Source organism: Micromonospora sp. NPDC005254 (assembly GCF_042872525.1).
Lineage (GTDB): Bacteria > Actinomycetota > Actinomycetes > Mycobacteriales > Micromonosporaceae > Micromonospora.
The window spans coordinates 223,998-248,174 of the sequence record NZ_JBIAKM010000002.1 but is presented as its reverse complement, the minus strand read 5'-3'; the positions used below and the strand labels follow the sequence as shown (position 1 = coordinate 248,174).

The window sequence follows — 24,177 nt, the reverse complement described above, 5'->3', positions numbered from 1 at the left end:
GCTCCGCAACGGGCCGGACAAGGACGCTCACATACGTCCGCCCATCCCGACCGCACACCGTGTGCGTTGCGGCACGCATGCCGTCGGCGTACCCCCAAAGCCGGGCGGACACACCCGGGGGCGTTCCGGTCAGAACCGGTCGGTCAGAACCGGTCGGTGGGCCGGTACAGCCCCCACACCTCGCGCAGCGTCCCGCAGACCTCGCCCACCGTGGCCCGGGCCCGCAGCGCCTCCTTCATCGGGTACAGCACGTTGTCCGAGCCCTCGGCGGCGGCCCGCAGCTCGGCGAGGGCACGCGTCACCGCGTCGGCGTCCCGCTCGGCGCGCAGCCGGGCCAACTTCTCGGCCTGCGCGGCCTCGATCGTCGGGTCGACCCGCAGCGGCTCGTACGGCTCCTCCTCGTCGATCGTGAACCGGTTGAGCCCCACCACCACCCGCTCGCTGGAGTCGATCTCCTGGGCGATCCGGTACGCGGACTGCTCGATCTCCCGCTTCTGGAACCCGGCCTCGATCGCGTCGACGGCCGAGCCGTGGTCGGCCACCCGCTCCATCAGCTCCACGGCGGCGGCCTCGAGCTCGGCGGTCATCGCCTCCACCACGTACGAGCCGGCGAACGGGTCGACGGTGGCGGTCAGGTCCGTCTCGTACGCCAGCACCTGCTGGGTGCGCAGCGCGAGCCGGGCGGCCTTCTCGGTGGGCAGCGCGATCGCCTCGTCGAAGCTGTTGGTGTGCAGCGACTGGGTGCCGCCGAGCACCGCGGCCAGGCCCTGCACCGCGACGCGGACCAGGTTCACCTCCGGCTGCTGGGCGGTGAGCTGCACACCGGCGGTCTGGGTGTGGAAGCGCAGCATCATCGACTTCGGATCCTTGGCGCCGAAGTCCTCACGCATCAGCCGGGCCCAGATCCGCCGGGCGGCGCGGAACTTCGCCACCTCCTCCAGCAGCGTCGTACGGGCCACGAAGAAGAACGACAGCCGGGGCGCGAAGTCGTCCACCGCGAGCCCGGCGGCCAGCGCGGCCCGGACGTACTCCATGCCGTTGGCCAGCGTGAACGCGATCTCCTGCGCGGGCGTCGCGCCGGCCTCGGCCATGTGGTAGCCGGAGATGGAGATCGTGTTCCACTTCGGCACCTCCTTGCGGCAGTACGCGAAGGTGTCGGCCACCAGGCGCAGCGACGGCTTCGGCGGGAAGATGTACGTCCCGCGGGCGATGTACTCCTTGAGGATGTCGTTCTGGATGGTGCCGTTGAGCGCCGAGCCCGGCACCCCGTTCTCCTCGGCGACGATTTGGTAGAGCAGCAGCAGCACCGAGCCGGGAGCGTTGATCGTCATCGAGGTGGACACCTTGTCCAGTGGGATGTCGGCGAAGAGCAGCCGCATGTCCTCGATGGAGTCGATGGCCACCCCGACCTTGCCGACCTCGCCGTGCGCGATCGGGTCGTCGGAGTCGTACCCCATCTGGGTCGGCAGGTCGAAGGCGACCGAGAGACCCATGGTGCCGGCCCGCAACAACTGGTGGTAACGAGCGTTGGACTCGGTGGCGGTGCCGAAGCCGGCGTACTGGCGCATGGTCCACGGGCGGGAGGTGTACATCGTGGGGTAGACCCCTCGCGTGTACGGGAACTCGCCCGGGCCGCCCAGCCGGGAGTCCAGGTCCTCCGGAAGGTCGGCCGCCGTGTAGACGCCCTTGATCGGGAAACCGGACTCGCTTGACCGCCGTTCACTCATCCCCGGATGGTAGGACGCGCCGGCTCATGGTCGGGTGAGGGATACCGCACAGTGCGTCCCGACACCTCGACGGGAGGTGAACGGTTGGGCACGATCTGTGGACTTCGGTAAACGTCCGCCGCGTCGGCTTTCGCATCGGGCGTCGGAACCAGCAAGATAGGGGGGTTGTGTCCCAGCCCCCCTCGATTTCCCCCGGTGGCTTTTCTGTGACTCAGATCCCGACGTGGAGCGGCGGACAGGTAAGTCCCGCCAGCGGACGAGCAGCGCCCGGCACCACCATCGGTGGCCGGTACTCGCTGCGGTCCGCGGTGGGCAACGGCGGCATGGGCACGGTGTGGCGTGCCACAGACACCCTGCTGCGCCGCGACGTGGCGGTGAAGGAGGTCGTCCTTCCCCCGGGCCTGGCGCCCAGCGACCGCGACGCCATGTACGAGCGGACGCTGCGCGAGGCCCGCGCCGCCGCCGCCATCCAGCACCCCGCCGTGGTGCAGGTGTACGACGTGGTCACCGAGGCCGGTCGGCCGTGGATCGTCATGGAGCTGCTGGACGCCCGCAGCCTCGCCGACATGGTCATCGAGGACGGTCCGGTCGCGCCCCGCGCGGTCGCCAAGATCGGCATCGCGCTGCTCGGCGCGCTGGAGGTCGCGCACGCCATCGGCGTGCTGCACCGCGACGTCAAGCCGGCCAACGTGCTGATCTGCTCCGACGGGCGCTGCGTGCTGACCGACTTCGGTGTCGCCCGGATGCCCACCGACGTGCAGCTCACCACCCCCGGCATGGTGCTCGGCTCACCGCACTTCATCTCGCCCGAGCGGGCCATGGGCCAGGAGTTCGGCCCGCCGAGCGACCTCTTCTCGCTGGGTGTGACGCTCTACACGGCCGTCGAGGGGCGTCCGCCGTTCGACAAGGGCGACCCGATCGAGACCATGCACGCCGTCGTCGAGGACCCGCCGGCCCCGCCGCAGCGCAGCGGCGCCCTGACCCGGGTGCTGATGGGTCTGCTGGAGAAGGACCCGGCCCGCCGGCTGGACGTGCACACCTCCCGGGCCATGCTGCGTGAGCTGCTCGCCGGCCCGCTGGGCAGCACCGCCACCGCCGTGCACTCGGTCACCGACCCGTACGCCGTGGTGCCCGTGCAGCAGCGCCCGGCCCCCGTCCACCAGCCGGCCCAGCCGGAGCCGAAGCCGGAGGACCAGATCGGCGGCCGGGCCATGCTGGCCCCGGGCGAGTCGCTGACCAACCGACTGGCCGCGCTGCGCCGGGGCGAACGTCCGCAGCCGGCCAGCGCAGCCGCCACCGCTGCCGCCGCGCTGGACGAGACCAGCGCCGACGCGCTCGCCGGTCCGCTGCACACGCCCACCGGTGCGATGCCCACCCCGGGCCGTCCCGCCGCCGGGCGCACCTACGGCGGCAGCGCGGACGCCACCCAGCGGGTGGACGCCGGCGCGCACCCCGACGCCACCCAGCGGGTCACCTACGGCAGCCGGCCCGACGCCACGCAGCCGGTCGGCTACGGCACGCCCGACGCCACCCAGCGGATCGGCGGCAGCACCTACGGCGGCGGCAACCAGTGGTCGGTGCCGGGCACCGGCCAGCCCTGGACGACGCCGTCCACCGCTTCCGGCGGCGGCGCCCTGGACAAGGTCCGCGCCACCGGGGGCCAGCTCGTCACCACAGTGAAGGGCTGGCCGCGCAAGGTGCAGCTCGCCGCGGCCGGCGGCCTGGCCGTGGTGCTGCTGATCAGCATCGTGGCGCTCTCCAGCGGCGACGACCCCGCCCCGAGCGCCCCGCAGGCGCAGCCCACCCCGTCCGCGCCCGCAGCCTCGAGCGTCGAGATGCAGGAGCACACGGCCCGCGGCATCCAGGTCATGGTGCCCAAGGGCTGGAAGAAGGCCACCGGCGGCTCGTACACCGACTACATCGACCCGGAGGACAGCGGCCGCAAGGTGCGCATCATCACCGAGAAGTGGTCCAGCAGCTCCACCCGGTGGGCCGAGACGGCCGAGAACGGCCTGAAGACCCGGAGCACCTCCTGCGTGAAGCCGTACGCGCAGGTCGCGTCGACGGAGACCAAGCTGGCCGACAAGCCGGCCGCCGAATTCGAGTACACCTGCGGCACGGGCGACGCCATGCGGCACGGCATCTGGCGCGGCGTGGCGCAGGACGGCAAGGCGTACTCGTTCTACCTCACCGCGAACGACGCCAAGTTCGCCGAGAGCAAGCCGATCTTCGACGAGATGGTGCGCACGTTCCAGCTCACCGGCGACGGCTGAGCCGAGGGAACCGACAGCGGTGATCCGCCGCCGTGCTATCAAGGGGCATGGCGGCGGACACCACTGACATCGACGACATTCGCGAGCAAGCACGGCGCTGGTTGGCCGATGACCCCGACCCGGCGAGCCGGGACGAGCTGACGGCGGTGCTCGACGGGCTGCCGTCGAGCGCCCCGGAGCTGGCCGACCGGTTCGCCGGTCCCCTGACCTTCGGCACCGCCGGCCTGCGCGGCCCGCTGCGCGCCGGCCCGAACGGCATGAACCTCGCCGTGGTCACCCAGGCCGCCGCCGGGCTGGTCGGCTGGCTCGCCGCCCAGGGCGGCACCGGCCCCCTGGTGATCGGGTACGACGCCCGGCACGGCTCCCGCCAGTTCGCCGAGCGCACCGCCCAGGTGGCCACCGGCGCCGGCCGACCGGCGCTGCTGCTGCCCCGCCCGCTGCCCACCCCGGTGCTGGCGTACGCGGTGCGCCAGCTCGGCGCGGTCGCCGGTGTCATGGTCACGGCCAGCCACAACCCGCCACAGGACAACGGCTACAAGGTCTACCTCGGTGCGGAGCTGGGCGGTGAGCTGGGTGCCGGGGCGCAGATCGTGCCGCCGGCCGACGCCGGCATCGAGGCCGCGATCCGGGCGGTCGGTCCGCTGACCCAGGTGCCGCTGGGCCGGCCCGGCGAGGTGCTCGGGGACGACCTCGTCGCCGCGTACGTCGAGCGGGCCACCGCCGTGATCGACCCGGACGGGCCGCGGGACCTGTCGGTGGCGTACACCCCGCTGCACGGGGTGGGTGCGGCGGTGCTCACGGCGGCGTTCGTCCGGGCCGGTTTCCCGATCCCCGGCGTGGTGCCCGACCAGGCCGAGCCGGACCCGGAGTTCCCCACCGTGTCGTTCCCCAACCCGGAGGAGCCGGGGGCGGTGGACCGGCTGATCGCGCTGGCCGACGCCACCGGCGCGGACCTCGCCATCGCCAACGACCCGGACGCGGACCGCTGCGCGGTGGTCGTCCGGGAAGGCGAAGACGGGCAGGGCTGGCGGATGCTGCGCGGCGACGAGGTGGGCGTGCTGCTCGCCGACCACCTGATGCGACGCGGAGTGACCGGGCTCTACGCCACCACCATCGTCTCGTCGTCCCTGCTGCGGGCAATGTGCGCGGCCCGGGGCCTGCCCTACGACGAGACGCTCACCGGGTTCAAGTGGATCGTCCGGGCCGGCGGCGGGAGCGCGCCGCTGGTCTTCGGCTACGAGGAGGCCCTCGGCTACTGCGTCGCCCCGGAGCACGTCCGGGACAAGGACGGCATCACCGCCGCGCTGACCGTGGCCGAGTTGGCCGCCGGCCTCAAGGCGCAGGGTCGTACGCTGACCGACCGGCTGGACGAGCTGGCCGCCGAGTTCGGCGTGCACCACACCGACCAGCTCTCCGCACGGGTGGACGACCTGCGGGAGATCGCCGACGCGATGGCCCGGATCCGGGCGGCCACCCCGACCACGCTGCTGGGACAGCCGGTCGACAGCGTCCGGGACCTGCTGCCCGAGGCGGACGTGGTGATCCTTCGCACCGCACGGGCCCGGGTGGTGATCCGGCCCTCCGGCACCGAGCCGAAGCTCAAGGCGTACCTCGAGGTGGTGGAGCCGGTCGTGGACGGTGACGTCCCCACCGCCCGCCGCCGGGCGGCGCAGGCGGTGGCCGCCGTGCGCGGCGAGATCGCCACAGCTCTGGGGCTCTGACCGACGGGCCACGCCGGGGCCGACCACCCGGCCGCCGGCCCCCTGCCTGTTTCCTTTGCTCTGCTTCAACCCACGCTACGAAAACCGGCCCGGACTGTTGCCTCCGGTGAAGCAGAGCAAAGGACACGCAGCAGGAGGGCCAGGCCGACGCCCGGTCGCACCTCGGGGAACCTCCGCTCGCGGGTCAGCGGCGCGGGCCGAGGGCCTGGTCGACGGCGATGCCCAACGCGGCGACGACCAGGCCCACCGACGGGCGGACCACCGAGTCGTCGATGCTGACGTCACCGGAGAAGCCGGCGCCGGTGGCGATCTCCTGAAGCCGGCGGCGGGCATCGGCGACGTCCTCGCCGCTCATGCCCAGCGCGGACTCCATCCGCAGCACCACGACCAGGGTGGCCAACGCGGCGGTCCGCTCGTCCGGGGCTGCCGCGCCGGTCAGCGCCTCGGTCAGCCGCTGGCGGGTGTCCGCCTCGACGGAGGCGTCCACCACCGGATACCGGTGTACGTGGATGAAGCCCAACTCGGTCTCGTCGACGTCCTGCACGACGCCCTGGGCGCACAGGTCACCGAGGATGCGGTCGCGCAGGCCGTGCCGCAGGCGCTGCACCCACGAGGCCGGGGTGTGCGGGGTGTCGGCGGCGATCCGGCCGAGCACCTCGTCGGTGACCGGCTCGCCGGTGGGCGTCGGGTCGACGACGGTCAGGTTCCCGTCGGCGTACGCGATCCGGCCGGCCAGTGCCAGCTCGACCAGCACCGCGGCCGCCATGCCCAGGTCCAGGCTGATCCGCGGCATGGTCGCCTTGCCGGTCGAGTCGTCGTAGGCGAGGAGCAGCAGCTCCTCGGCGAGCGCAACACCAGTCATGGCCCGAGACGGTAGCGGGTCCGCGCACCACCGCGCGCGGACCCGCCGTTACCCGGCACGGACCGGGTGGAAGATCAGAACCGGGGCATGCCGCCGAACTGGCGGTCACCGGCGTCACCGAGCCCGGGAACGATGAACATGCGGTCGTTGAGGCCCTCGTCGATCGCGGCGGTGACCAGGCGCAACGGCAGGCCGGAGCGCTCCAGCCGCTCGATGCCGACCGGCGCGGCGAGCACGCAGAGCACGGTGATGTCGGTGCAGCCCCGATCGGCCAGCAGCCGGCAGCAGTGCTCCAGCGAGCCGCCGGTGGCCAGCATCGGGTCGAGCACCAGCACCGGCAGGCCGGTCAGGTCGCGCGGCAGCGACTCCATGTAGGCGCGCGGCTCGTAGGTCTCCTCGTCGCGGGCCAGGCCGACGAAGCCCATCGAGGACTCGGGCAGCAGGCCGAGCGCGGCGTCCGCCATGCCCAGGCCGGCCCGCAGCACCGGCACCAGCAGCGGCGGGTTCGCCAGCCGGGTGCCCTCGGTGGCGGTGACCGGCGTCTGCACCGGGTACCGCTCGACGGGGAAGGTGCGCGCCGCCTCGTACACCAGCATGGTGGTCAGTTCGTGCAGCGCCGCCCGGAACGTCGAGGAATCGGTGCGCGCGTCCCGCATGGCGGTCAACCTGGACTGGGCCAGCGGGTGGTCAATGACGTGTACGTCCACGATCGCTCAACCTACCGGGCCGTTCGGCGTGCTGGTGCGGGTGCGGTCGTACCGGCGACGCCGCTCACGTCGGGCCCACCGTGACCAAGATCACTCAGCGGTTCCGTGCGTAGACTTCTCGGCATGACGGCGACAACGACGTCGGCCCGGTCGGACCTCTCCGAGCTGGGACGATCCGAGACCGCTCTGCGGACCTTCCTGCACGGCCTGCCCGGCGTGGACCAGGTCGGCGCGGAGCAGCGGGCGGCACAGCTCGGCACCCGATCCATCAAGACCACCGCCAAGGCCCAGGCGATCGACCTGGCGATCCGGATGGTCGACCTGACCACCCTGGAGGGGGCGGACACCCCCGGCAAGGTGCGCGCGCTGGCCGCGAAGGCGCTGCGCCCGGACCCGGCCGACCCGTCCTGCCCGCACGTCGGCGCGGTCTGCGTCTACCCGGCGATGGTCCCCCACGTGGCCGAGGTGCTGCGCGGGTCGAACGTGCACCTGGCCAGCGTGGCGACCGCGTTCCCGTCGGGTCAGGCGCCGCTGGAGATCAAGCTGGCCGACACCCGGGCCGCCGTCGCGGCCAGCGCCGACGAGATCGACATGGTGATCAACCGGGGCGCGTTCCTGGCCGGGCGCTACAAGGAGGTCTACGACGAGATCGTGGCCACCAAGGAGGCTTCCGGGGACGCCCACCTCAAGGTGATCCTGGAGACCGGCGAGCTGGCCACCTACGACAACGTGCGGCGGGCCTCCTGGCTGGCCATGCTGGCCGGCGGCGACTTCATCAAGACCTCCACCGGCAAGGTCCCGGTCGCGGCGACGCTGCCGGTGACCCTGGTGATGCTGGAGGCGGTCCGCGACTTCCGCGAGGCCACCGGGCGGCAGGTCGGCGTGAAGCCGGCCGGCGGCATCAAGAACACCAAGGACGCCATCAAGTACCTGGTGATGGTCAACGAGACCGTCGGCCCGGACTGGCTCGACCCGGACTGGTTCCGCTTCGGCGCGTCCAGCCTGCTCAACGACCTGCTCATGCAGCGCACCAAGCTGACGACCGGCACCTACTCCGGTCCCGACTACTTCACCCTGGACTGATAGCCGATGTTCGAATACGCCCCCGCCCCCGAGTCCCGCTCGGTGGTGGACCTCAAGCCCTCGTACGGGCTGTTCATCGACGGTAAGTTCGTCGACCCGACCGACGGCGGCAGCTTCAAGTCGATCAACCCCGCCTCCGAGGAGGTGCTGGCCGAGATCGCCGAGGCCGGCGCCCAGGACGTGGAGCGCGCGGTCCGCGCCGCCCGTCAGGCGTACGACAAGGTCTGGGGTCCGATGCCGGGCCGCGACCGGGCGAAGTACCTGTACCGGATCGCGCGGCTCATCCAGGAACGCTCCCGCGAGCTGGCCGTCCTGGAGTCGCTGGACAACGGCAAGCCGATCCGCGAATCCCGCGATGTCGACCTGCCGCTGGTCGCCGCGCACTTCTTCTACTACGCCGGCTGGGCCGACAAGCTGGGCCATGCCGGCTTCGGGCCCGACCCGCAGCCGATCGGCGTGGCCGCGCAGGTCATCCCGTGGAACTTCCCGCTGCTCATGCTCGCGTGGAAGATCGCCCCGGCGCTCGCCGCGGGCAACACGGTGGTGCTGAAGCCCGCCGAGACCACCCCGCTGACCGCGCTGCTGTTCGCCGAGATCTGCCAGCAGGCCGACCTGCCGGCCGGTGTCGTCAACATCATCACCGGCGCCGGCGACACCGGCCGGACGCTGGTCGAGCACCCCGGCGTGGACAAGGTCGCCTTCACCGGCTCCACCGACGTCGGCCGGGCCATCGCCCGATCCGTCGCCGGCACCCGCAAGAAGCTCACCCTGGAGCTGGGCGGCAAGGCCGCCAACATCGTCTTCGACGACGCACCCATCGACCAGGCCGTCGAGGGCATCGTCAACGGCATCTTCTTCAACCAGGGGCACGTCTGCTGCGCCGGCTCCCGACTGCTGGTCCAGGAGAATGTCGCCGACCGGGTCCTGGAGTCGCTGAAACGGCGGATGGCCCAACTCCGGGTCGGCGACCCACTGGACAAGAACACCGACGTCGGCGCGATCAACTCCGCCGCCCAGTTGGAGCGGATCCGCGAGCTGTCCGACGCCGGCTCCGCCGAGGGCGCCGAGCGCTGGTCACCGCCGTGTGAGCTGCCCGACCGGGGCTTCTGGTTCGCGCCCACCATCTTCACCGGCGTCACCCAGGCGCACCGCATCGCCCGCGAGGAGATCTTCGGCCCGGTGCTGTCGGTGCTCACCTTCCGCACGCCGGCCGAGGCCGTCGAGAAGGCCAACAACACGCCGTACGGGCTGTCGGCGGGCATCTGGACCGACAAGGGCTCGCGCATCCTGTGGATGGCCGACCGGCTGCGCGCCGGCGTCGTCTGGGCCAACACGTTCAACAAGTTCGACCCCACCTCGCCGTTCGGCGGTTACAAGGAGTCGGGCTACGGTCGCGAGGGCGGCCGGCACGGGCTGGAGGGGTACCTCAATGTCTGAGCGGGTCGCGGTACGCAAGACGTACAAGCTCTTCATCGGCGGGAAGTTCCCGCGCAGCGAGTCGGGACGGTCGTATCTCGTGCAGTCCTCGAATGTGTCACTGGCCTCCCGCAAGGACGCCCGGGACGCGGTGGTCGCCGCCCGCGCCGCCGTCAAGGGCTGGGCCGGCGCGACCGCGTACAACCGGGGTCAGATCCTCTACCGGGCCGCCGAGATGCTGGAGGGCCGCCGCGAGCAGTTCGTCGCCCTGGGCATCCCCGGCGACGAGGTGGACGCCGCGGTGGACCGCTGGGTCTGGTACGCCGGCTGGGCCGACAAGCTCGCCCAGGTGTACGGCGGCGCCAACCCGGTCGCCGGCCCGTACTTCAACATCTCCGCGCCGGAGCCGACCGGCGTGGTCGCCGTGGTCGCCCCGGAACGCCCGGCGCTGCTCGGCCTGGTCAGCGTGATCGCCCCGGCGATCGTCACCGGCAACACCGTGGTGGTGGCGGCCTCGCCGTCGGAGCCGCTGGCGGCGGTGACGCTGGCCGAGGTGCTGGCGACCTCCGACCTGCCCGGCGGGGTGGTCAACATCCTCACCGGCGCGATCACCGAGACCGCGCCGGCGCTGGCGGCGCACATGGACGTCAACGCGATCGACCTGACCGGGGTGACCGACGCGTCGCTCGCCACCGAGCTGGAGGTCAAGGCCGCGGAGAACCTCAAGCGGGTGCTCCGACCGGCCGAGGCGGACTGGTCCGCCGATCCGGGCGTGACCCGGATGACCGCGCTGCTGGAGACCAAGACGGTGTGGCACCCCAAGGGGGTGTGATCGTCTGTCCTCGGCCTTTGGGTTTTCCGGGAGAGCCCGCGCGCTCGGGGTGGGTTTTCCGGGGGAGCCCGCCCACTCCGGGCGGTCAGGCTTGATCCCTGCGTGGGCGGGCTCCCCCGGAAAACCTGACTCGGGCCGGGTTCGTCGGGTGGGTCAGCTTGCGGGTTCTGCCCGACGTTGAGTCGCCGGTCAGCGGGGCGATCGGCGCGGCCAGCGGGGCCGGCGGCGCGATCGGCGGGGCAGGCGTCGCGACCGGCGCGATCGGGCACGGCCGGCGGCGCCGATCGGGCGCGGCCGGCGGGGCGGTCGGCGCGATCGGGCGGGGCCGGCGGGGCGGCCGGGATCTGCGCAACTTCCGGGATGTTGCTGCCTCCGGGGCGATGGAGGCAGCAACATCCCTGTTCTTGTGCGGATATTGCGCCAGCCTGCCCGGTCCCGGGGCCGTCTTGATCATGGGTTCGCGAGGGATCGGTCTTCCGGGCCGGGTGACCTCGTGATCGGGCTGGTCGGGTGGGTGGGGGGTCTACTACCGGGGGTAGGATTGGGGGGTGACTCGGTTGGGCGATCTTGAGCGTGCGGTGATGGACGTGCTGTGGGACGTGGTCCCGGGCACGTCGGACGGTGTGACCGTGCGCGAGGTGGCCGACGCGCTCGACGGCCGCGAACTGGCGTACACGACGGTGATGACCGTTCTCGACCGGCTCGCCGGCAAGGGCATGGTGCAGCGGGAACGGGAGGGCCGCGCCTGGCGGTACCGGCCGGCGGCCAGTCGTGAGGCGCACATCGCCCAGCTCATGCTCGACGCCCTCGACCTGGGCGGCAGCCGCGACGCCGCGCTGGTGCGCTTCGCCCGCTCGGTGACCGGCACCGAGGCCGAGGTGCTGCGGGCCGCCCTGGGCAGCGAGGCCGGGCTGGCCGGGCCGAGTTCCGCCGACGGCGCCACGGGCGGGGCCGACGCCCTGACCGACCGGGTTAATCCGCCGGCGGGCCGGCGGCCGGCCGGCGAGGCAGCGGAGCGGTAGGGCGCGCGCCATGGCCTACGCCGTGCACTTCGCCGCCACCATGCTCGCCTGCTATCTGACCGCGCAGGTGCTGGCCCGCTCCACCTGGACCTGGCGCAGCCCGCGGGTGGCGATCGTCTGCTGGCAGGCCGTCGGGCTGGCGTTGGGCCTCTCCGCGATGGGCCTGCCGATGGCCCTCGGGCTGACCGCATACGACCTGCCGACCGGCAGCGCACTGCTCGCCCTGACCACCGACCTCGCCCACGGCAGCCTGCCGATCGGCGTGACCGCGTTCCACCTCGCCGGCGTCGGGGTGGGCTTCGGCATCGGAGCGGTGCTCGTCACCACGACCGTCCGCAGCATCCACGGGACCATCCGCGCCCAGCGCCGACACCGGGACCTGCTCACCCTGGTGGCCCGGGACGACCCGGCCGCGCCCGGGGCGCTCGTCCTGGACCATCCGAGCGCCGCCGCGTACTGCCTGCCCGGGGTGAAGCCGCAGGTGGTGGTCAGCGCGGGCACGCTGAGCCTGCTGGACCGCGCCGAGCTGGCCGCCGTGCTCTCCCACGAGCGCGCGCACGCCCATGAGCGACACGATCTGGTGCTGCTGCCATTCACCGCGCTCTGCCGGGCGCTGCCGTGGTTCGGCTGGGTCCGCGACGCGCACGAGCGGGTCGCCCTGCTGGTCGAGATGCGCGCCGACGACAAGGCACGCGAACTGCACGCCGAGGCGCCGCTGGCGGGCGCGCTTCGTCGTTTCGCCGCCGCCGGGCACCGGGTCACCCCGGCCGGCGCCCTGGGCCTGGGCGACCGCGACCTGGACGTACGCGTACAGCGCCTACTGGTTGCCGACCGGCCGCCTCTGGCCCTCGGTGCCACGGCCCTCGCGGTGGCCACCACCCTGGTCGCCCTCCCGATCACGCTCTTCCTGAGCTGACGCGCCAACCCGCCCCACTCGGCTGACGGCGTGGTGTCGCCGGCGGGGTGGGCAGCTGGTCGAGTCTCCCTTTGCTCTGCTTCAACCCACGCACCGCTTTTGCGGCAGAACTGTTGCGTGGGTTGAAGCAGAGCAAAGGCGCCGCAACGAGGGTGGGCGGGCGAGTGGCCCCCGTCTGGCGATGCGTCGCCGCACCCCTCCCGACAACCACACCTACTACGCCTCGTCGTAGCATTGTCTACGACGAAGCGTAGTAGTTTTATGTAGCCAGGCTACGTGTAGGGTTGCTACGACAAGGGAGCCAACAGCTAGGGAGAGCCGGCCATGGACACGCTGCTCCTCGCCCGCCTGCAGTTCGCCACCACCACGTCGATCCACTTCCTGTTCGTGGTCGTCACGCTCGGGCTGGTCACGCTGCTGGTCGGGATGCAGACCGCCTGGGTGCTCACCGGCAACCCGAAGTGGGAGCGACTGACCCGGTTCTGGGGTCAGCTCTACGTGATCAACTACGTGCTCGGCATCGCCACGGGCATCGTGATGGAGTTCCAGTTCGGGCTGAACTGGAGCGGCCTGTCGCGCTACGTCGGCAACGTCTTCGGCGCGCCGCTGGCGATCGAGACGCTGGTGGCGTTCTTCCTGGAGTCCACGTTCCTCGGGATGTGGATCTTCGGTTGGCACCGGCTCGGCAAGGGCGTCCACCTCGCGCTGCTGTGGGGCGTGGCGCTCACCGCGTACGCCTCGGCGTTCTGGATCATGGTGGCCAACTCCTGGCTGCAACACCCGGTCGGGTACGAGGTCCGCGACGGGATCGCCCACCTCACCGACTTCGGCGCGCTGCTCACCAGCCCCACCCTCGGCATGGCGTTCGGGCACGTGGTCTCCGCGGCGCTCCTGGTCGGCGGGATGCTGATGGCGGCCGTCAGCGCCTGGCACCTGATCCGGCGTACGCCCGACTTCGCGCTCTTCCGCACCTCGCTGCGGATCGGCCTGGTCACGGCGGCACTGGCGATCACGATGGTGCAGGGCTTCGGCTTCGCCCAGTTCGGCCCGGTCGGCGCGGTGCAGCCGAGCAAGTTCGGCGCGGACAGCCCCGAGGCGCAGGCCCTGATCGGCGAGTGGACCACGCGGTTCGGGCCCGGCGACTACACCCCGCCGGTCCTGGCCAGCGTCGGGCTGGGCTTCATGATCCTGGTCGGCTTCACCCTCGGCTGCGTGTGGTTCCTGCTGCCCCTGCTCTACCGGGACTGGATCGTCCGGCTGCGTTTCCCGCTCTGGCTCATCCTGCTCGCCGTGCCGTTGCCGTTCGTCGCGGTGATCCTCGGCTGGATCGCCCGCGAGGTCGGCCGCCAGCCCTGGGTGGCGTACGGCCTGCTCCCCACCGAGCAGGCGGTCTCCCCCGTCGGCACGCCGGTGATGCTCGCCTCGCTGATCGGCTTCAGCCTGCTGCTGGGCACCCTCGCCGTCACCAACTGGGTGCTGCTCGCCCGGCACGCGGGACGCGGCGCGACCGATCCGGCTCTCGGCCGCCCACCGGCAGTGCCCGGCGAGCCGGCCCACCCCGAACCCGCCCTCGCCTGAGCGACTGAGGAGACTCACCCGTGGATCTCGCCTGGTACGTCCTTCTCGGCCTCTTCTTCGCCTGCTACCTCGTGCTCGCCGGTTACGACTACGGCGTCGGGTTGCTGCTCGCCCGGGGCGGCGCCCCGGCCGGGCGGCGGGCCGCGCTCACCGCCCTCGGCCCGTTCTTCCTCGGCAACGAGGTCTGGCTGGTGGCCGCCGTGGGCATCCTGTTCGGCGCCTTCCCGGTGCTGGAGGGTGAACTGCTCGCCGGCTGCTACTCGGCGGTCGCCGGCGCGCTGGTCGGCGTCGTCCTGGTCACCGCCGGGGTGCAACTGCGCAGCCGGCCGAGCGACGAGCGGGTCCGTGCCCGCTGGGACCGGGTCATCGTGGTCGGCAGCGCGCTGGCGGCGCTGGGTTGGGGCGTGGTGCTGGCCGCGCTGTTGCAGGGCGTGCCCCGCCAGGCTGACGGGCACGTCGCCGGGGTGTCGCACCTGGCCACCCCGTTCGCGGCGACCGCCGGGCTGACCATGGTCGCCCTGGTCGCGGTGCACGGTGCGACCTTCCTCACGCTGCGACTGCCGGCCGACGCCGCCGCCGTGGCCGGCCGCACGGCCCGCCGGCTGGTGCCGGTGGCGCTCTGCGCGGTCGCCGTGGCCACCGTCGTGGGCCTGCTCTCCTGGCGGGTACGCGACGCCGTCGGGCGACCGGCGGTGGCCGTACTCCTGCCGGTGTTGCTGGTGGCGGCGCTGCTGGCGGCCCGCGCGGCGCTGGCGCGGCGGCGGCCCGGGTGGGCCCTGATCGCCACCGGCGCGGCAATGGCGCTGCCGGTGGCGCTGGTCGGCGCGGCTCTCTGGCCCTACGTGCTGGTGTCCACGACCGACCCGGGCGCCTCGCTGACGGTGGCCGACGCGGCCGCCAGCGCGCCGACGCTGCGGCTGCTTGGCTGGGTGGCGCTGCCGCTGCTGCCGGCCCTACTAGGCTTCCAGGCGATGTGCTGGTGGGTTTTCCGGGGACGGACCGACGGCAGGGCACCGGTGTACTGGTGAACCGCCGTCCCTTCGACCCGCGTCTGCTGCGTCGGGTCCCCGCGGCCCGGCGCGATCTTGCCGTGCTCGCGCTCCTCGGCGTGCTCGCCGCCGCGTTGATCGTCGCGCAGGCCACCGCGCTGGCGGCGGTGCTGGCCACCGCCTTTGACGGGCGGCTCAACCGGCCGGCGCTGGCGGGTCTCGTGGTCGCGGTCGCCGCCCGGTCGGCGCTGGTCTGGGCACAGGGCACGGTCTCCGCGCGGGTCGCCGCCACGGTCAAGGCCACGCTGCGGGCCGACCTGCTCGGCGCGGTGGGGCGGCACGGGCCGGGCTGGGTGGCGGGGCAGCGGGCCGGCGAGCTGGCCACCCTGGCCGGGCGTGGGCTGGACGCGCTGGACGCCTACTTCACCGGGTATCTGCCGCAGTTGGTGCTCAGCGTGACGGTGCCCGTGGCCGTGCTGGCCCGGATCGTCGTCGCCGACTGGAGCTCGGCGCTGATCATCGCGTTGACGCTGCCGCTGATCCCGGTCTTCGGCGCGCTCCTCGGCTGGCAGGCGCAGGCCGCCACCGAGCGGCAGTGGCGTCGGCTGGCCCTGCTGGGCGGACACTTCCTGGACATGGTGGCCGGGCTGCCCACCCTGCGCGCGTTCGGCCGGGCCCGGGCGCAGACCGAGGTGGTCCGCCGGATGGCCGACGGGCACCGGGTCGCCACCATGAAGACGCTGCGGATCGCGTTCCTCTCGGCGCTGGCGCTGGAGCTGGTCGCCACTCTCTCGGTGGCCCTGGTCGCGGTGCCGGTCGGCATCCGGCTGCTCGGCGGCGGGCTGGCCCTGCACACCGCGCTGCTGGTGCTGCTGCTCACCCCCGAGGCGTACCTGCCGCTGCGGGCCGCCGGCAGCCGCTTCCACGCCAGCATGGAGGGGCTCACCGCGCTGGACGAGGCGCTCACCGTCTCGGCCGCGCCCGCCACCCCCCGCGCCGCCGAGGGCGCGACCATCCCGGACGGTCGCGGTGAGATCCGGTTCGAGGCCGTGACCGTGGCGTACGAGCGGACCACCGCGCTGCGCGACGTGACCCTGACCGTCCGACCCGGCGAACGGATCGCCATCATCGGGCCCAGCGGCGCCGGCAAGAGCACCCTGCTCGGTCTGCTGCTCGGCTTCGTGACCCCGACCAGCGGCCGGATCACCGTCGACGGCGTCGACCTCGCCACCGCCGACCCGGACGCCTGGCGTCGGCAGCTCGCCTGGGTGCCGCAGCGCGCCCACCTCTTCGCCACCTCGCTGGCCGACAACATCCGGCTCGGCGCACCGGACACCCCGCCCGAGGCGCTCGCCGCCGCGGTGCGCGCCGCGGCCCTCGACGACGTGGTGGCCGGCCTGCCCGAGGGGCTGGACACGCTGCTCGGCGAGCGCGGGCACGGCCTGTCCAGCGGCCAGCGGCAGCGGGTCGCACTGGCCCGGGCGTTCCTGCGCGACGCCCCGGTGGTGCTGCTCGACGAGCCCACGGCGCGGCTGGACACGGCCGCCGAGGCGGTGGTGCTGGACGCCACCCGCCGGCTGGTCGCCGGACGGACGGCGCTGCTGGTGGCGCACCGGCCGGCGCTGCTGACCGACGCCGACCGGGTCCTGCGCATCGAGGACGGCCGGGTCACCGAGCTGACGCCCGAACCGATCGGAAAGGCGGCCCGATGAGCACGGAACACGGGCCGGAGGTCGCGGCTGGGGTGACATCGGCCGGGCGGGCCGGCGCCGAGCGCGCGGTGCTGCGGCTGGCCCGCCCGTACCTGGGTCGACTGGCCGGCGCCGGGCTGCTCGCCGCCGCCACCGAGTTCGCCGGGATCGCCCTGATGGCCACCGCGACGTGGCTGCTGATGAGCGCCGCCGGGCGGCCTCCGCTGGACCGGCTCACCGTGGCGATCGTCGCGGTCCGGGCGCTGGCGATCAGCCGGGGCGTGTTCCGCTACACCGAACGGCTCGCCGGGCACGACGCGGTCCTCCGCATGATCACCGACGTACGGGCCCGGGTCTTCGCCACCCTCACGGCCCGCCGCGACACTCGACACCGCTCGGGGGACGTCCTGAGCCGGCTGGTGTCCGACGTCGAGGCGGTCCAGGATCTGCTGCTGCGGGTGCTGGTGCCCGGCTCGGCGGCGGCCCTGGTCGGGGTGCTGGCGGTGGCCGGGGCGGCGCTGATCTCGCCGCCGGCCGCCGGTGTGCTCGCGCTCGGGCTGGTGGTCGCCGGTGTGGCGCTACCGGCGCTGGCCACCGCGGTCACCCGGCGCAGCGCGGCCGAGGTGGCACCGCTGCGCGGCGCGCTGGCCACCGACGCCGTCGACCTCACCCACGGCGCCGCCGACCTGGCCGCGTTCGGGGCGACCGACGCCGCGCTGCGCGCCGCCGAGCAGCGGGCCGGCCGGCTCGCCCGCCTGGAACGCCGGCTGGCCGCCACCGGCTTCGCGGTGGACGCCGCAGGGGTGTTGACCGCCGGACTGACCGCCGCCGCGGTGGTGCTGGTCGCGCTGGCCTCCGACGTGCCGGGCGTCCTGGTCGGGGTGCTGGCCGTCGGCACCCTGGCCGCCGTGGAGGTGGCGCTGGCCCTGGTCTCGGCCGCCCGGCAGTGGACCCAGCTGCGGCCCGGCCTGGCCCGGGTGGCCGCCCTCCTCGACGTCGACACGCCCAGTGCCCCGCCCGCTCCCCGAGTGACCGACCTGGCCGAGCCGCACGACCTGCGCTTCGACGAGGTGAGCGTGCGGTACCGCACCGGTGCCGCACCCGCGTTGGACCGGGTGAGCCTGGACCTGCCCGCCGGCCGGCGCATCGCCGTCGTCGGCCCGAGCGGCGCCGGCAAGAGCACCCTGGCCGCCGTGCTGACCGGGGCGGTCCGGCCCACCTCCGGCCAGGTCACCCTGGCCGGCCGCGACCTGGGGACGTACGCCGAGGAGGAGCTGCCCCGCAGCGTCGGCGGGCTGCTCGCCGAGGCGTACGTCTTCCATGCCACGGTCCGGGAGAACCTGCTGCTCGGGCGGGCCGGCGCCGACGAGGACGAGTTGACCGCCGCGATGGCGGCCGCCGGCCTGCTGGACTGGGTACGCGCCCAGCCGGCCGGCTGGGACACCCTGGTCGGCGAGGAGGGCGGCCAGCTCTCCGGCGGCCAGCGGCAACGGCTCGCGCTCGCTCGGGCCCTGCTCGCCGCGCCACCGGTGCTGGTGCTCGACGAGCCCACCGAGGGGCTGGACCCGGCCGCCGCCGACGCGGTGCTCGCCTCCGCCCTCGCGGGAACCCCCGCCGGGCACTCGGTCCTGCTGATCAGCCACCGGCTCAGCGGGCTGGCCGACCTCGACGAGATCGTCGTCCTCGACGGCGGCCGGGTGATCCAGCGCGGCCGGCACGCCGAGTTGGTCGCGACCCCCGGCTGGTACCGGGACCAGTGGCTGCTCCAGGCAGCCGCCGAGCGCGGGTACCTGGCCCTGGCTCCCTGACCCGCTTCGGGGACGGACCAGGGTTCTCCCCGACGTGAGGGCGCTCGCGTCCGTGGCAGGGTGGTGCCATGCGGCATGCTGAGGACTTCCTGGTCGAGGAGCACCTGCGGGCGCTGGAGTCCCGGCTTCAGGGGCCGGCGCGGCTGAAGTCCGACCTGCTCACCGAGGCGCGGCACGACCTGCTGGACGCCGTCGACGCGTACCGCGAGAGTGGTGTGCCGCCCACGGAGGCGCAGCTGCGGGCGGTGGCCGAGTTCGGCTCACCGGCGCAGTTGCTGCCCTCCTGGCAGGCGGAGCTGGCGGTGGCCGCCCTGCGCGGCCTGTCCCTGCGGATGCTGGCCGTGGCCGGGGTTCTGGTGGCCGCCGGCGACCTGACGTGGCGCGGGTCGAGCTGGAGTGCGGGTCCGCAGCCGCCGGCGCTCTACCGGCTGCTGTCCGCCTCGGTCGACTGGATCTGGCTCGGCGCGCTGCTGCTGGCCGTGACCGGCCTGCTGGTGGTCTGGGCGAGCGCCCGGTCGTCGCGACCGGGCCTGGCGGCGGCGCAGCGCGCGGTGGGCGCCGCCCTGACCGGCACGCTGGTCCTCGGCATCGTGGCCGGCGGGGCTCTCTTCGCCTGGTCGATCGATCTGTGGGACGCGGCGCTGACGTGGCCGCCGATGATCGTCGGCATGGTGGTGGTGGGTGCGGCGCACTTCTCCCTGACCCGGGCCGCGCGCGGCTGGCTGCGGGCCGCCGCTTCCCGCTGAGCGGGCGTCCAGCGCTCAGGCGGGGGTGCCGGGCGGGCTGCCGGGGTCGAGGAACCGGCCGACCGTCGCGCGGAACTCCTGCCAGCCGGCGCGCTCGCCCGCCAACGCGCGGCGGCCGGAGTCGGTGAGCTGGTAGGTCCGCCGCTCCCGACCGTTCACCGTGCTCCAGGTGCTCGCCACGTGACCGGCGCGCTCCAGCCGGCGCAGCGCCGGATAGATCGTGCCGGTGGGCAGGTCGAGATTGCCGTCACTGCGCGCCCGCAGGGACTCGATGATGGCGTACCCGTGCAGCGCGCCCTGTTCGAGAACGGCGAGCAGAAGGGCGTCGAGATGGCCGTGCAGCGCCTGGGCCTTCATGTGTAGTTACGCTACTTGTCGAACGCCCCGATCGCCACCGTCGCGCCCGCGCAGGCCCGAGACGTTTCTCGGCCGGCCACCGGGGTGCGGGCTCCGGGCTTCCCGAGCCGCCGACTAGGGTATGTGCCCAGAGTCACTCGCCGGCCGGAGACGCCGGCGGGTGGGCAACCCGAAGCACACGGAGGTCAGCGTGGCCCGCCAGTCGCCCCAACGGCCCGACGCCGACGAGCCCGAGCTCGACGACACCACCGGCCCGGCCGAGCCAGACGAGGCCGACGAGGCCGACGACACCACCCGCGCGTCGGCCGACCGGTCGCTCTGGGACGAGCTGCGGATCGACCCGGTGGAGATCGCCCTGCCCGCCGGCACCGGCTTCACGCTGCGGGCGTACCGGCCGGCCGGGTCACTGACCCCGACCGACGTGACCGAGCGCGACCAGGACGACCCGTTCCTCGCCCGCCGGCAGGTGATCGAGGAGGAGGACGACGAGAGCGTCGTCATCCTCGACGAGGAGCTGGCCGAGGAGTTCGCCGACAGCGACGAGGACGAGCCGTCCCGCCGTCGCCGCGACAGCGCCACGGACGCCGACGCGACCGCGGACGACGACGAGGCCGAAGCCGAGGACGTCGCCGACGAGGCGGACGACGAGGAGGTGCCGGTCTTCCTCAGCCACCGGGGCAAGCTGCTGCTGTTCAAGACCCCCGAATCGCTTGTCAGTTTCATCCGCTCCGGCGCACCCAACGATCTGTCCCAACTGGACAGCTGGAATGAATTGGCCGAACGGGTGGAGCCGGCCGACATCGCGCCGCTCGACGAGGACACCTACGAACTCGACCTCGTCGTGGAGAACCTGCGCGGCGGTCACGACAGCTGGGATTCGACCCTGCTGATCGAGGCCGGCGAGGTCGCCCGCGACCTGTCGTACGCGTTGCGCCTGCCTGCGGTTCTGGACATGCTCTCCGCCGGCTCCAGCCTCGACGACCTGGACGAGGCGCTGCGGGCCACGGCCAACGGCGGGATCGGCGCCTTCATGGGCCGGCGACGGTTGAAGAAGATCGGGGCACAGACCGCGAGTTTGGGTTGGCGCACCATTGTCGGCAAGATCTCTGCGGTGGTGGACTGGCGCGACTGACCCGTACCGGGGAGCATCAGTTGCTGGCAGTAGGAAGACCTGTCCCGGGAGGAGGACGACGCCGTGGCGCTCGTGCGCGTGTACTGCGGTCTGGCCTCGGCGGATCCGGCTGACCGACCGGCCTCGGCCGGTTCGACGCTGACGTCCGCTGTGGTCGACGACGCAGGCCGTCTGCTGCATGTCAGCGAGATCGGCGACGACGCGGCTGGCTACGCCCAGCTCGTCGCCCTGCTCGTGGAGCGGTCGGGCGGACCGAGCGGTGCGGCCATCGCAGCCGACAGCGACGACCACACGGTCACCTCGCTGTTGAGCGCGGCGGGTCGTCCCCTGGCGATCGCCGACGACGACTCGGTGGACGACTTCGCCGAGCGGTTCGCCGACGACGACTCGCTTGAGGAGATGCAGTCGCCGCCGGCCGAGCGCCGGGCCGTCGGTCTGGCCCGCGCGTTGCAGGCCGGTGCGCTCTCCGCCGTCACACTGCCGGCTCCCCGGGACCTCGCCGGCTACAAGCAGGTGCTCGCCGCGCACGCCGCCCTGGCCAGCGGCCGGCACTCCGCCGCCGTGGCGCTGCGCGAGGTGCTGCGGGAGCTCTACCCGGCGGCGCTGCGCGCCTATCCGGACCCGGCCGAGCCGGTGTCGCTGGCCGTGCTGGACGCGCTCCCCGAGCCGGGCATGCTCGGCGGCACCATCGCCCGTGGCCGCGAGGTGTCCGTCGCCGCGGACGCCATCGCCGCGCATCTCGCGGCGGACGGGGTCGCCGACGCCGAAGAGATCAACGAGGCGGTCACCGCGCTGCGGGTCGCCATCTCGGAGACGCCGCGCCGCGCCGCCGTCAACCGGGCGCTCACCTCTGCCGTGGCCGAGACCGTCCGGCAGGCCGTCGCCTCCGTACGGGCCTGCGACGCCGGCTGCGAGGCCCTCGTCAGCGCGCTCAGCGCCCGGGTCAGCACGCCCGCCCCGGCCCCCGGCCGACGGGCCGCCGCCCGTCGTGGCGAGTCGGTCGGCGAGCTGACCGGCCTCGCCGGCACCGGCGCCGGCCTGCGCTCCGTCCGACCGAACCCGATCGCCGCCGAGCCCACACCCGTCACCGGCCGACGCAGCCGACCCGAGCCGGCACCGGGCAGCGCCCCGCTGGCGTCGCCGCGCCCGCTCGGGCCGCCGCCGGTCGCCCCCGCTCCGGTCACCCCTCCGCCGATCGCACCCGCGCCGATCGCCCCGGCCGCGGTCGCCGGCCCGCCGGTGTCCGCGCCTCCCGGGCGTGCCGAGCCCATCCCGAGCCGAATCGACGGCCCGACCAACCGGCCGGTCTCGTCGCCGCCGCCCCCGCCGCCGGGGATCACTCCCATCGCGCCGGCTCAGCGGGGCACCGTGCCGCCGGCCGAGGCGGGCGAGCCGTTCCGGCCGACCCTCACCACCGCCGCGATCAACCACGCGCGGGCCGAGCGGCAGCGCACGGTCATTCCGCCCCGCCCGAAGACCAACGGCGAGCGGCAGAGTCACGTGCAGCGGCCGGTCGAGGAGCCGCCCACCGGCGGGTTCAGCGCCACCGACCTCAGCATCCCGGTGCCCGCTCCCCGGCCGGGTCAGGAGTCGGCACCCCCGGGTTCCCGGGCGAACTGGCCCCTGGTCAACAACCCGGAGGACCCGGCCGACAGCTCGCCGAACAACCCCGTCGCCTACTCGTACGGCGGCAACCGCGTCGACGCCCCGACCGATCCGGGCCGGGCCGACGGTCGGGTCACGCCGCCCTGGCTGGCCGACGACCTGCCCCAGGAGCCACCCATGCTGCGGCTGGTCGAGCCGCCGCCGCTGGCGGACCGGGCACTGCGGGAAGGGCTCAACCCTCCCCCCGGTGATCCCCGCCTGGAGACGCCGCCGCTGCGGCTGGTCGACCGGGAGCAGGCCGCCCGCAACAACCGTCAGGCGCCCCGCGTCGAGCGGGCCGCCGAGCACCGGCCGCCTCCCCCGGTCGAGCACCGACCCCCGCCGGTCGAGCACCGACCGCCGCCGGTGGCCGACGAGGGCGACGGTGATCTGCTGATCTTCGCGCAGGCCAAGTCGGCGTGGTTCGTCGGGCACACCGAGGAGGAGTCCGACCTGGACTGGTCGACCACGGCCGACACCGGGTGGCAGGCCGCCGAGCAGGCAGCCCGCCCCGCGGTGGGCGCCGAGACCAACGCCGGGCTGCCGAAGCGCGTCCCGCAGGCCAATCTGGTCCCGGGTTCCCCGCTGCGCGAGGAGCGCCCACTGCGGATAGTGCGCGATGCGGCGAGCCTCGCGGAGAACACCACCGGCTACTTCCGCGGTTGGCGTCGCGGGCAGGAGATCGGCGGGTTCGCGGTGGGCGGCCGACCGGGCCGGGAGGCCGCCGGCGGCTGGGACTTCAGCCGCGACCACGGGGACCGCGACGACGACCGGGAGTACGAGTACCGCTCCGCCGGCTACCAGTCCTGAGCGACTCTCTCCCGTACGCGTTCCTTCCGCCCTCAGCCGTAACACCGGCTGGGGGCGGAAGTGCGTTCAGGGGCCAACCAGACCGGCCCGCGCACACGCGGGTAGGGCGGCCCGAACGACCGCGCGCCAACGCAAGAGATCCTGGAAGGAACCCGCCCCGAAGGGCCGGACACCTTCCAAGATCTCTTGGGCGGAGCCGTACCCGCCCCGGGCAGCATTCAGCGCCCGGTGGCGGCCAGGGCCACCACCGGGCGCGAGAGCGTCCCGATCAGGCCGGGGCGACGGCGCGCGTACGGCGCATGGTGAGCACGTACTCGACCAGCGAGATCAGCACGTGCTTCGTCGACTCCCGGTTACGGGCGTCGCAGGCCACGACCGGCACGTCGCTCGAGATCGCCAAGGCGTCCCGGACGTCCTGCGGGTCGTGGTACTGCATCCCGTCGAAGCAGTTGATGGCCACCAGGTACGGCAGCCGCCGGTGCTCGAAGAAGTCGATCGCCGCGAAGCAGTCGGCCAGCCGGCGGGTGTCCACCAGCACGACCGCGCCGATCGCGCCCCGCACCAGTTCGTCCCACATGAACCAGAATCGGGTCTGACCCGGCGTACCGAACAGGTACAGGATCAGGTCACGGTCGATCGAGATCCGGCCGAAGTCCATGGCCACCGTGGTCGTCGTCTTGCCCGGCACCTGCCGGGTGTCGTCGACGCCCACGCCAGCGGAGGTCATGATGGCCTCGGTGGTCAGCGGCGTGATCTCCGAGACCGAGCCGACCAGCGTCGTCTTACCGACGCCGAATCCACCGGCGATAACGATCTTCGCCGACGTCACGCGCCCACTCGGGTTCGGTGGGCGGTGCGACATG

Annotated in this window: 19 protein-coding genes; 14 read left to right on the top strand and 5 right to left on the bottom strand. The window is 73.6% G+C overall.

Translation table 11 applies throughout. The annotated features are described in order from the left end of the window. Nucleotides 1-143: 143 nt before the first annotated feature. Nucleotides 144-1,727, bottom strand: coding sequence for a methylmalonyl-CoA mutase (locus tag ACFYPR_RS06765; protein WP_387258898.1), 1,584 nt, complete (start codon nucleotides 1,725-1,727; stop codon nucleotides 144-146). Nucleotides 1,728-1,933: 206 nt separating this feature from the next. Between ACFYPR_RS06765 and ACFYPR_RS06760 the strand changes: the two genes are divergently transcribed. Both ACFYPR_RS06760 and ACFYPR_RS06755 read left to right on the top strand, forming a co-directional pair. Continuing rightward, nucleotides 1,934-4,000, top strand: coding sequence for a serine/threonine-protein kinase (locus ACFYPR_RS06760; RefSeq protein WP_387258897.1), 2,067 nt, complete (start codon nucleotides 1,934-1,936; stop codon nucleotides 3,998-4,000). A 47-nt stretch (nucleotides 4,001-4,047) separates the two neighbouring features. Then, a complete protein-coding gene (locus tag ACFYPR_RS06755) occupies nucleotides 4,048-5,721 on the top strand; it encodes a phospho-sugar mutase (RefSeq protein ID WP_387258895.1) in 1,674 nt (557 codons plus the stop codon). A 184-nt stretch (nucleotides 5,722-5,905) separates the two neighbouring features. On the opposite strand, the gene ACFYPR_RS06750 is transcribed toward ACFYPR_RS06755, so the two are convergent. Together ACFYPR_RS06750 and upp are read right to left on the bottom strand one after the other, a co-directional pair. Continuing rightward, the gene (locus ACFYPR_RS06750; protein WP_387258894.1) at nucleotides 5,906-6,583 is read right to left on the bottom strand and encodes a GPP34 family phosphoprotein; all 678 of its coding nucleotides are present in this window, start codon (nucleotides 6,581-6,583) and stop codon (nucleotides 5,906-5,908) included. A gap of 74 nt (nucleotides 6,584-6,657) precedes the next feature. Then, nucleotides 6,658-7,290: a uracil phosphoribosyltransferase gene (gene upp, locus ACFYPR_RS06745; RefSeq protein ID WP_354853962.1), complete on the bottom strand. Its 633-nt coding sequence runs from the start codon at nucleotides 7,288-7,290 to the stop codon at nucleotides 6,658-6,660. A gap of 123 nt (nucleotides 7,291-7,413) precedes the next feature. Here upp and deoC point away from each other — a divergent pair, with 123 nt between their 5' ends. From deoC to ACFYPR_RS06695, 10 genes are all read left to right on the top strand, one after another. After that, nucleotides 7,414-8,373: a deoxyribose-phosphate aldolase gene (gene deoC / locus ACFYPR_RS06740; RefSeq protein ID WP_387258892.1), complete on the top strand. Its 960-nt coding sequence runs from the start codon at nucleotides 7,414-7,416 to the stop codon at nucleotides 8,371-8,373. A 6-nt stretch (nucleotides 8,374-8,379) separates the two neighbouring features. Continuing rightward, nucleotides 8,380-9,810: an aldehyde dehydrogenase family protein gene (locus tag ACFYPR_RS06735; protein ID WP_387178393.1), complete on the top strand. Its 1,431-nt coding sequence runs from the start codon at nucleotides 8,380-8,382 to the stop codon at nucleotides 9,808-9,810. After that, complete coding sequence (locus ACFYPR_RS06730) at nucleotides 9,803-10,621, top strand: aldehyde dehydrogenase family protein (RefSeq protein ID WP_354853953.1); 819 nt, start codon at nucleotides 9,803-9,805, stop codon at nucleotides 10,619-10,621. Before ACFYPR_RS06735 ends, ACFYPR_RS06730 begins: the two co-directional genes overlap by 8 nt. 548 nt (nucleotides 10,622-11,169) lie before the next feature. Further along, entirely contained in the window at nucleotides 11,170-11,643 is a 474-nt protein-coding gene (locus ACFYPR_RS06725) for a BlaI/MecI/CopY family transcriptional regulator (RefSeq protein ID WP_363942552.1), read from the top strand. A gap of 10 nt (nucleotides 11,644-11,653) precedes the next feature. Beyond that, complete coding sequence (locus ACFYPR_RS06720; RefSeq protein WP_354861579.1) at nucleotides 11,654-12,559, top strand: M56 family metallopeptidase; 906 nt, start codon at nucleotides 11,654-11,656, stop codon at nucleotides 12,557-12,559. A 324-nt stretch (nucleotides 12,560-12,883) separates the two neighbouring features. Continuing rightward, entirely contained in the window at nucleotides 12,884-14,137 is a 1,254-nt protein-coding gene (locus ACFYPR_RS06715) for a cytochrome ubiquinol oxidase subunit I (RefSeq protein ID WP_387258890.1), read from the top strand. Between the two features lie 20 nt (nucleotides 14,138-14,157). After that, on the top strand, nucleotides 14,158-15,165 hold the full coding sequence (locus tag ACFYPR_RS06710) for a cytochrome d ubiquinol oxidase subunit II (protein WP_387258888.1): 1,008 nt from the start codon (nucleotides 14,158-14,160) through the stop codon (nucleotides 15,163-15,165). Continuing rightward, nucleotides 15,162-16,838: a thiol reductant ABC exporter subunit CydD gene (gene cydD, locus ACFYPR_RS06705; protein ID WP_363938014.1), complete on the top strand. Its 1,677-nt coding sequence runs from the start codon at nucleotides 15,162-15,164 to the stop codon at nucleotides 16,836-16,838. Before ACFYPR_RS06710 ends, cydD begins: the two co-directional genes overlap by 4 nt. Next, on the top strand, nucleotides 16,835-18,625 hold the full coding sequence (gene cydC, locus ACFYPR_RS06700) for a thiol reductant ABC exporter subunit CydC (RefSeq protein ID WP_387258887.1): 1,791 nt from the start codon (nucleotides 16,835-16,837) through the stop codon (nucleotides 18,623-18,625). Before cydD ends, cydC begins: the two co-directional genes overlap by 4 nt. Nucleotides 18,626-18,693: 68 nt before the next feature. Beyond that, nucleotides 18,694-19,371, top strand: a complete 678-nt coding sequence (locus ACFYPR_RS06695) for a permease prefix domain 1-containing protein (RefSeq protein ID WP_355069163.1) — start codon at nucleotides 18,694-18,696, stop codon at nucleotides 19,369-19,371. 15 nt (nucleotides 19,372-19,386) lie between these two features. Here ACFYPR_RS06695 and ACFYPR_RS06690 read toward each other — a convergent pair whose 3' ends face one another. After that, on the bottom strand, nucleotides 19,387-19,728 hold the full coding sequence (locus tag ACFYPR_RS06690) for a helix-turn-helix transcriptional regulator (protein WP_354861589.1): 342 nt from the start codon (nucleotides 19,726-19,728) through the stop codon (nucleotides 19,387-19,389). A 160-nt stretch (nucleotides 19,729-19,888) separates the two neighbouring features. Here ACFYPR_RS06690 and ACFYPR_RS06685 point away from each other — a divergent pair, with 160 nt between their 5' ends. Together ACFYPR_RS06685 and ACFYPR_RS06680 are read left to right on the top strand one after the other, a co-directional pair. Continuing rightward, on the top strand, nucleotides 19,889-20,860 hold the full coding sequence (locus tag ACFYPR_RS06685; protein ID WP_354861590.1) for a DNA primase: 972 nt from the start codon (nucleotides 19,889-19,891) through the stop codon (nucleotides 20,858-20,860). A gap of 39 nt (nucleotides 20,861-20,899) precedes the next feature. Continuing rightward, on the top strand, nucleotides 20,900-23,314 hold the full coding sequence (locus tag ACFYPR_RS06680; protein WP_354861593.1) for a transposase: 2,415 nt from the start codon (nucleotides 20,900-20,902) through the stop codon (nucleotides 23,312-23,314). 268 nt (nucleotides 23,315-23,582) lie between these two features. Here the strand turns inward: ACFYPR_RS06680 and ACFYPR_RS06675 are convergent, their stop codons facing one another. Continuing rightward, nucleotides 23,583-24,176, bottom strand: coding sequence for an ATP/GTP-binding protein (locus tag ACFYPR_RS06675; protein WP_007455465.1), 594 nt, complete (start codon nucleotides 24,174-24,176; stop codon nucleotides 23,583-23,585). Nucleotide 24,177: the final 1 nt, after the last annotated feature.

Excerpts from the sequence above, each read along its gene's own strand:
- ACFYPR_RS06735 (WP_387178393.1), top strand. The coding sequence starts at position 8,380 with ATGTTCGAATACGCCCCCGCCCCCGAGTCCCGCTCGGTGGTGGACCTC.
- ACFYPR_RS06690 (WP_354861589.1), bottom strand. The coding sequence starts at position 19,728 with ATGAAGGCCCAGGCGCTGCACGGCCATCTCGACGCCCTTCTGCTCGCC.
- cydC (WP_387258887.1), top strand. The coding sequence starts at position 16,835 with ATGAGCACGGAACACGGGCCGGAGGTCGCGGCTGGGGTGACATCGGCC.
- ACFYPR_RS06730 (WP_354853953.1), top strand. The coding sequence starts at position 9,803 with ATGTCTGAGCGGGTCGCGGTACGCAAGACGTACAAGCTCTTCATCGGC.
- ACFYPR_RS06765 (WP_387258898.1), bottom strand. The coding sequence starts at position 1,727 with ATGAGTGAACGGCGGTCAAGCGAGTCCGGTTTCCCGATCAAGGGCGTC.
- ACFYPR_RS06750 (WP_387258894.1), bottom strand. The coding sequence starts at position 6,583 with ATGACTGGTGTTGCGCTCGCCGAGGAGCTGCTGCTCCTCGCCTACGAC.
- ACFYPR_RS06715 (WP_387258890.1), top strand. The coding sequence starts at position 12,884 with ATGGACACGCTGCTCCTCGCCCGCCTGCAGTTCGCCACCACCACGTCG.
- ACFYPR_RS06695 (WP_355069163.1), top strand. The coding sequence starts at position 18,694 with ATGCGGCATGCTGAGGACTTCCTGGTCGAGGAGCACCTGCGGGCGCTG.
- deoC (WP_387258892.1), top strand. The coding sequence starts at position 7,414 with ATGACGGCGACAACGACGTCGGCCCGGTCGGACCTCTCCGAGCTGGGA.
- ACFYPR_RS06675 (WP_007455465.1), bottom strand. The coding sequence starts at position 24,176 with ATGTCGCACCGCCCACCGAACCCGAGTGGGCGCGTGACGTCGGCGAAG.
- ACFYPR_RS06720 (WP_354861579.1), top strand. The coding sequence starts at position 11,654 with ATGGCCTACGCCGTGCACTTCGCCGCCACCATGCTCGCCTGCTATCTG.
- ACFYPR_RS06755 (WP_387258895.1), top strand. The coding sequence starts at position 4,048 with ATGGCGGCGGACACCACTGACATCGACGACATTCGCGAGCAAGCACGG.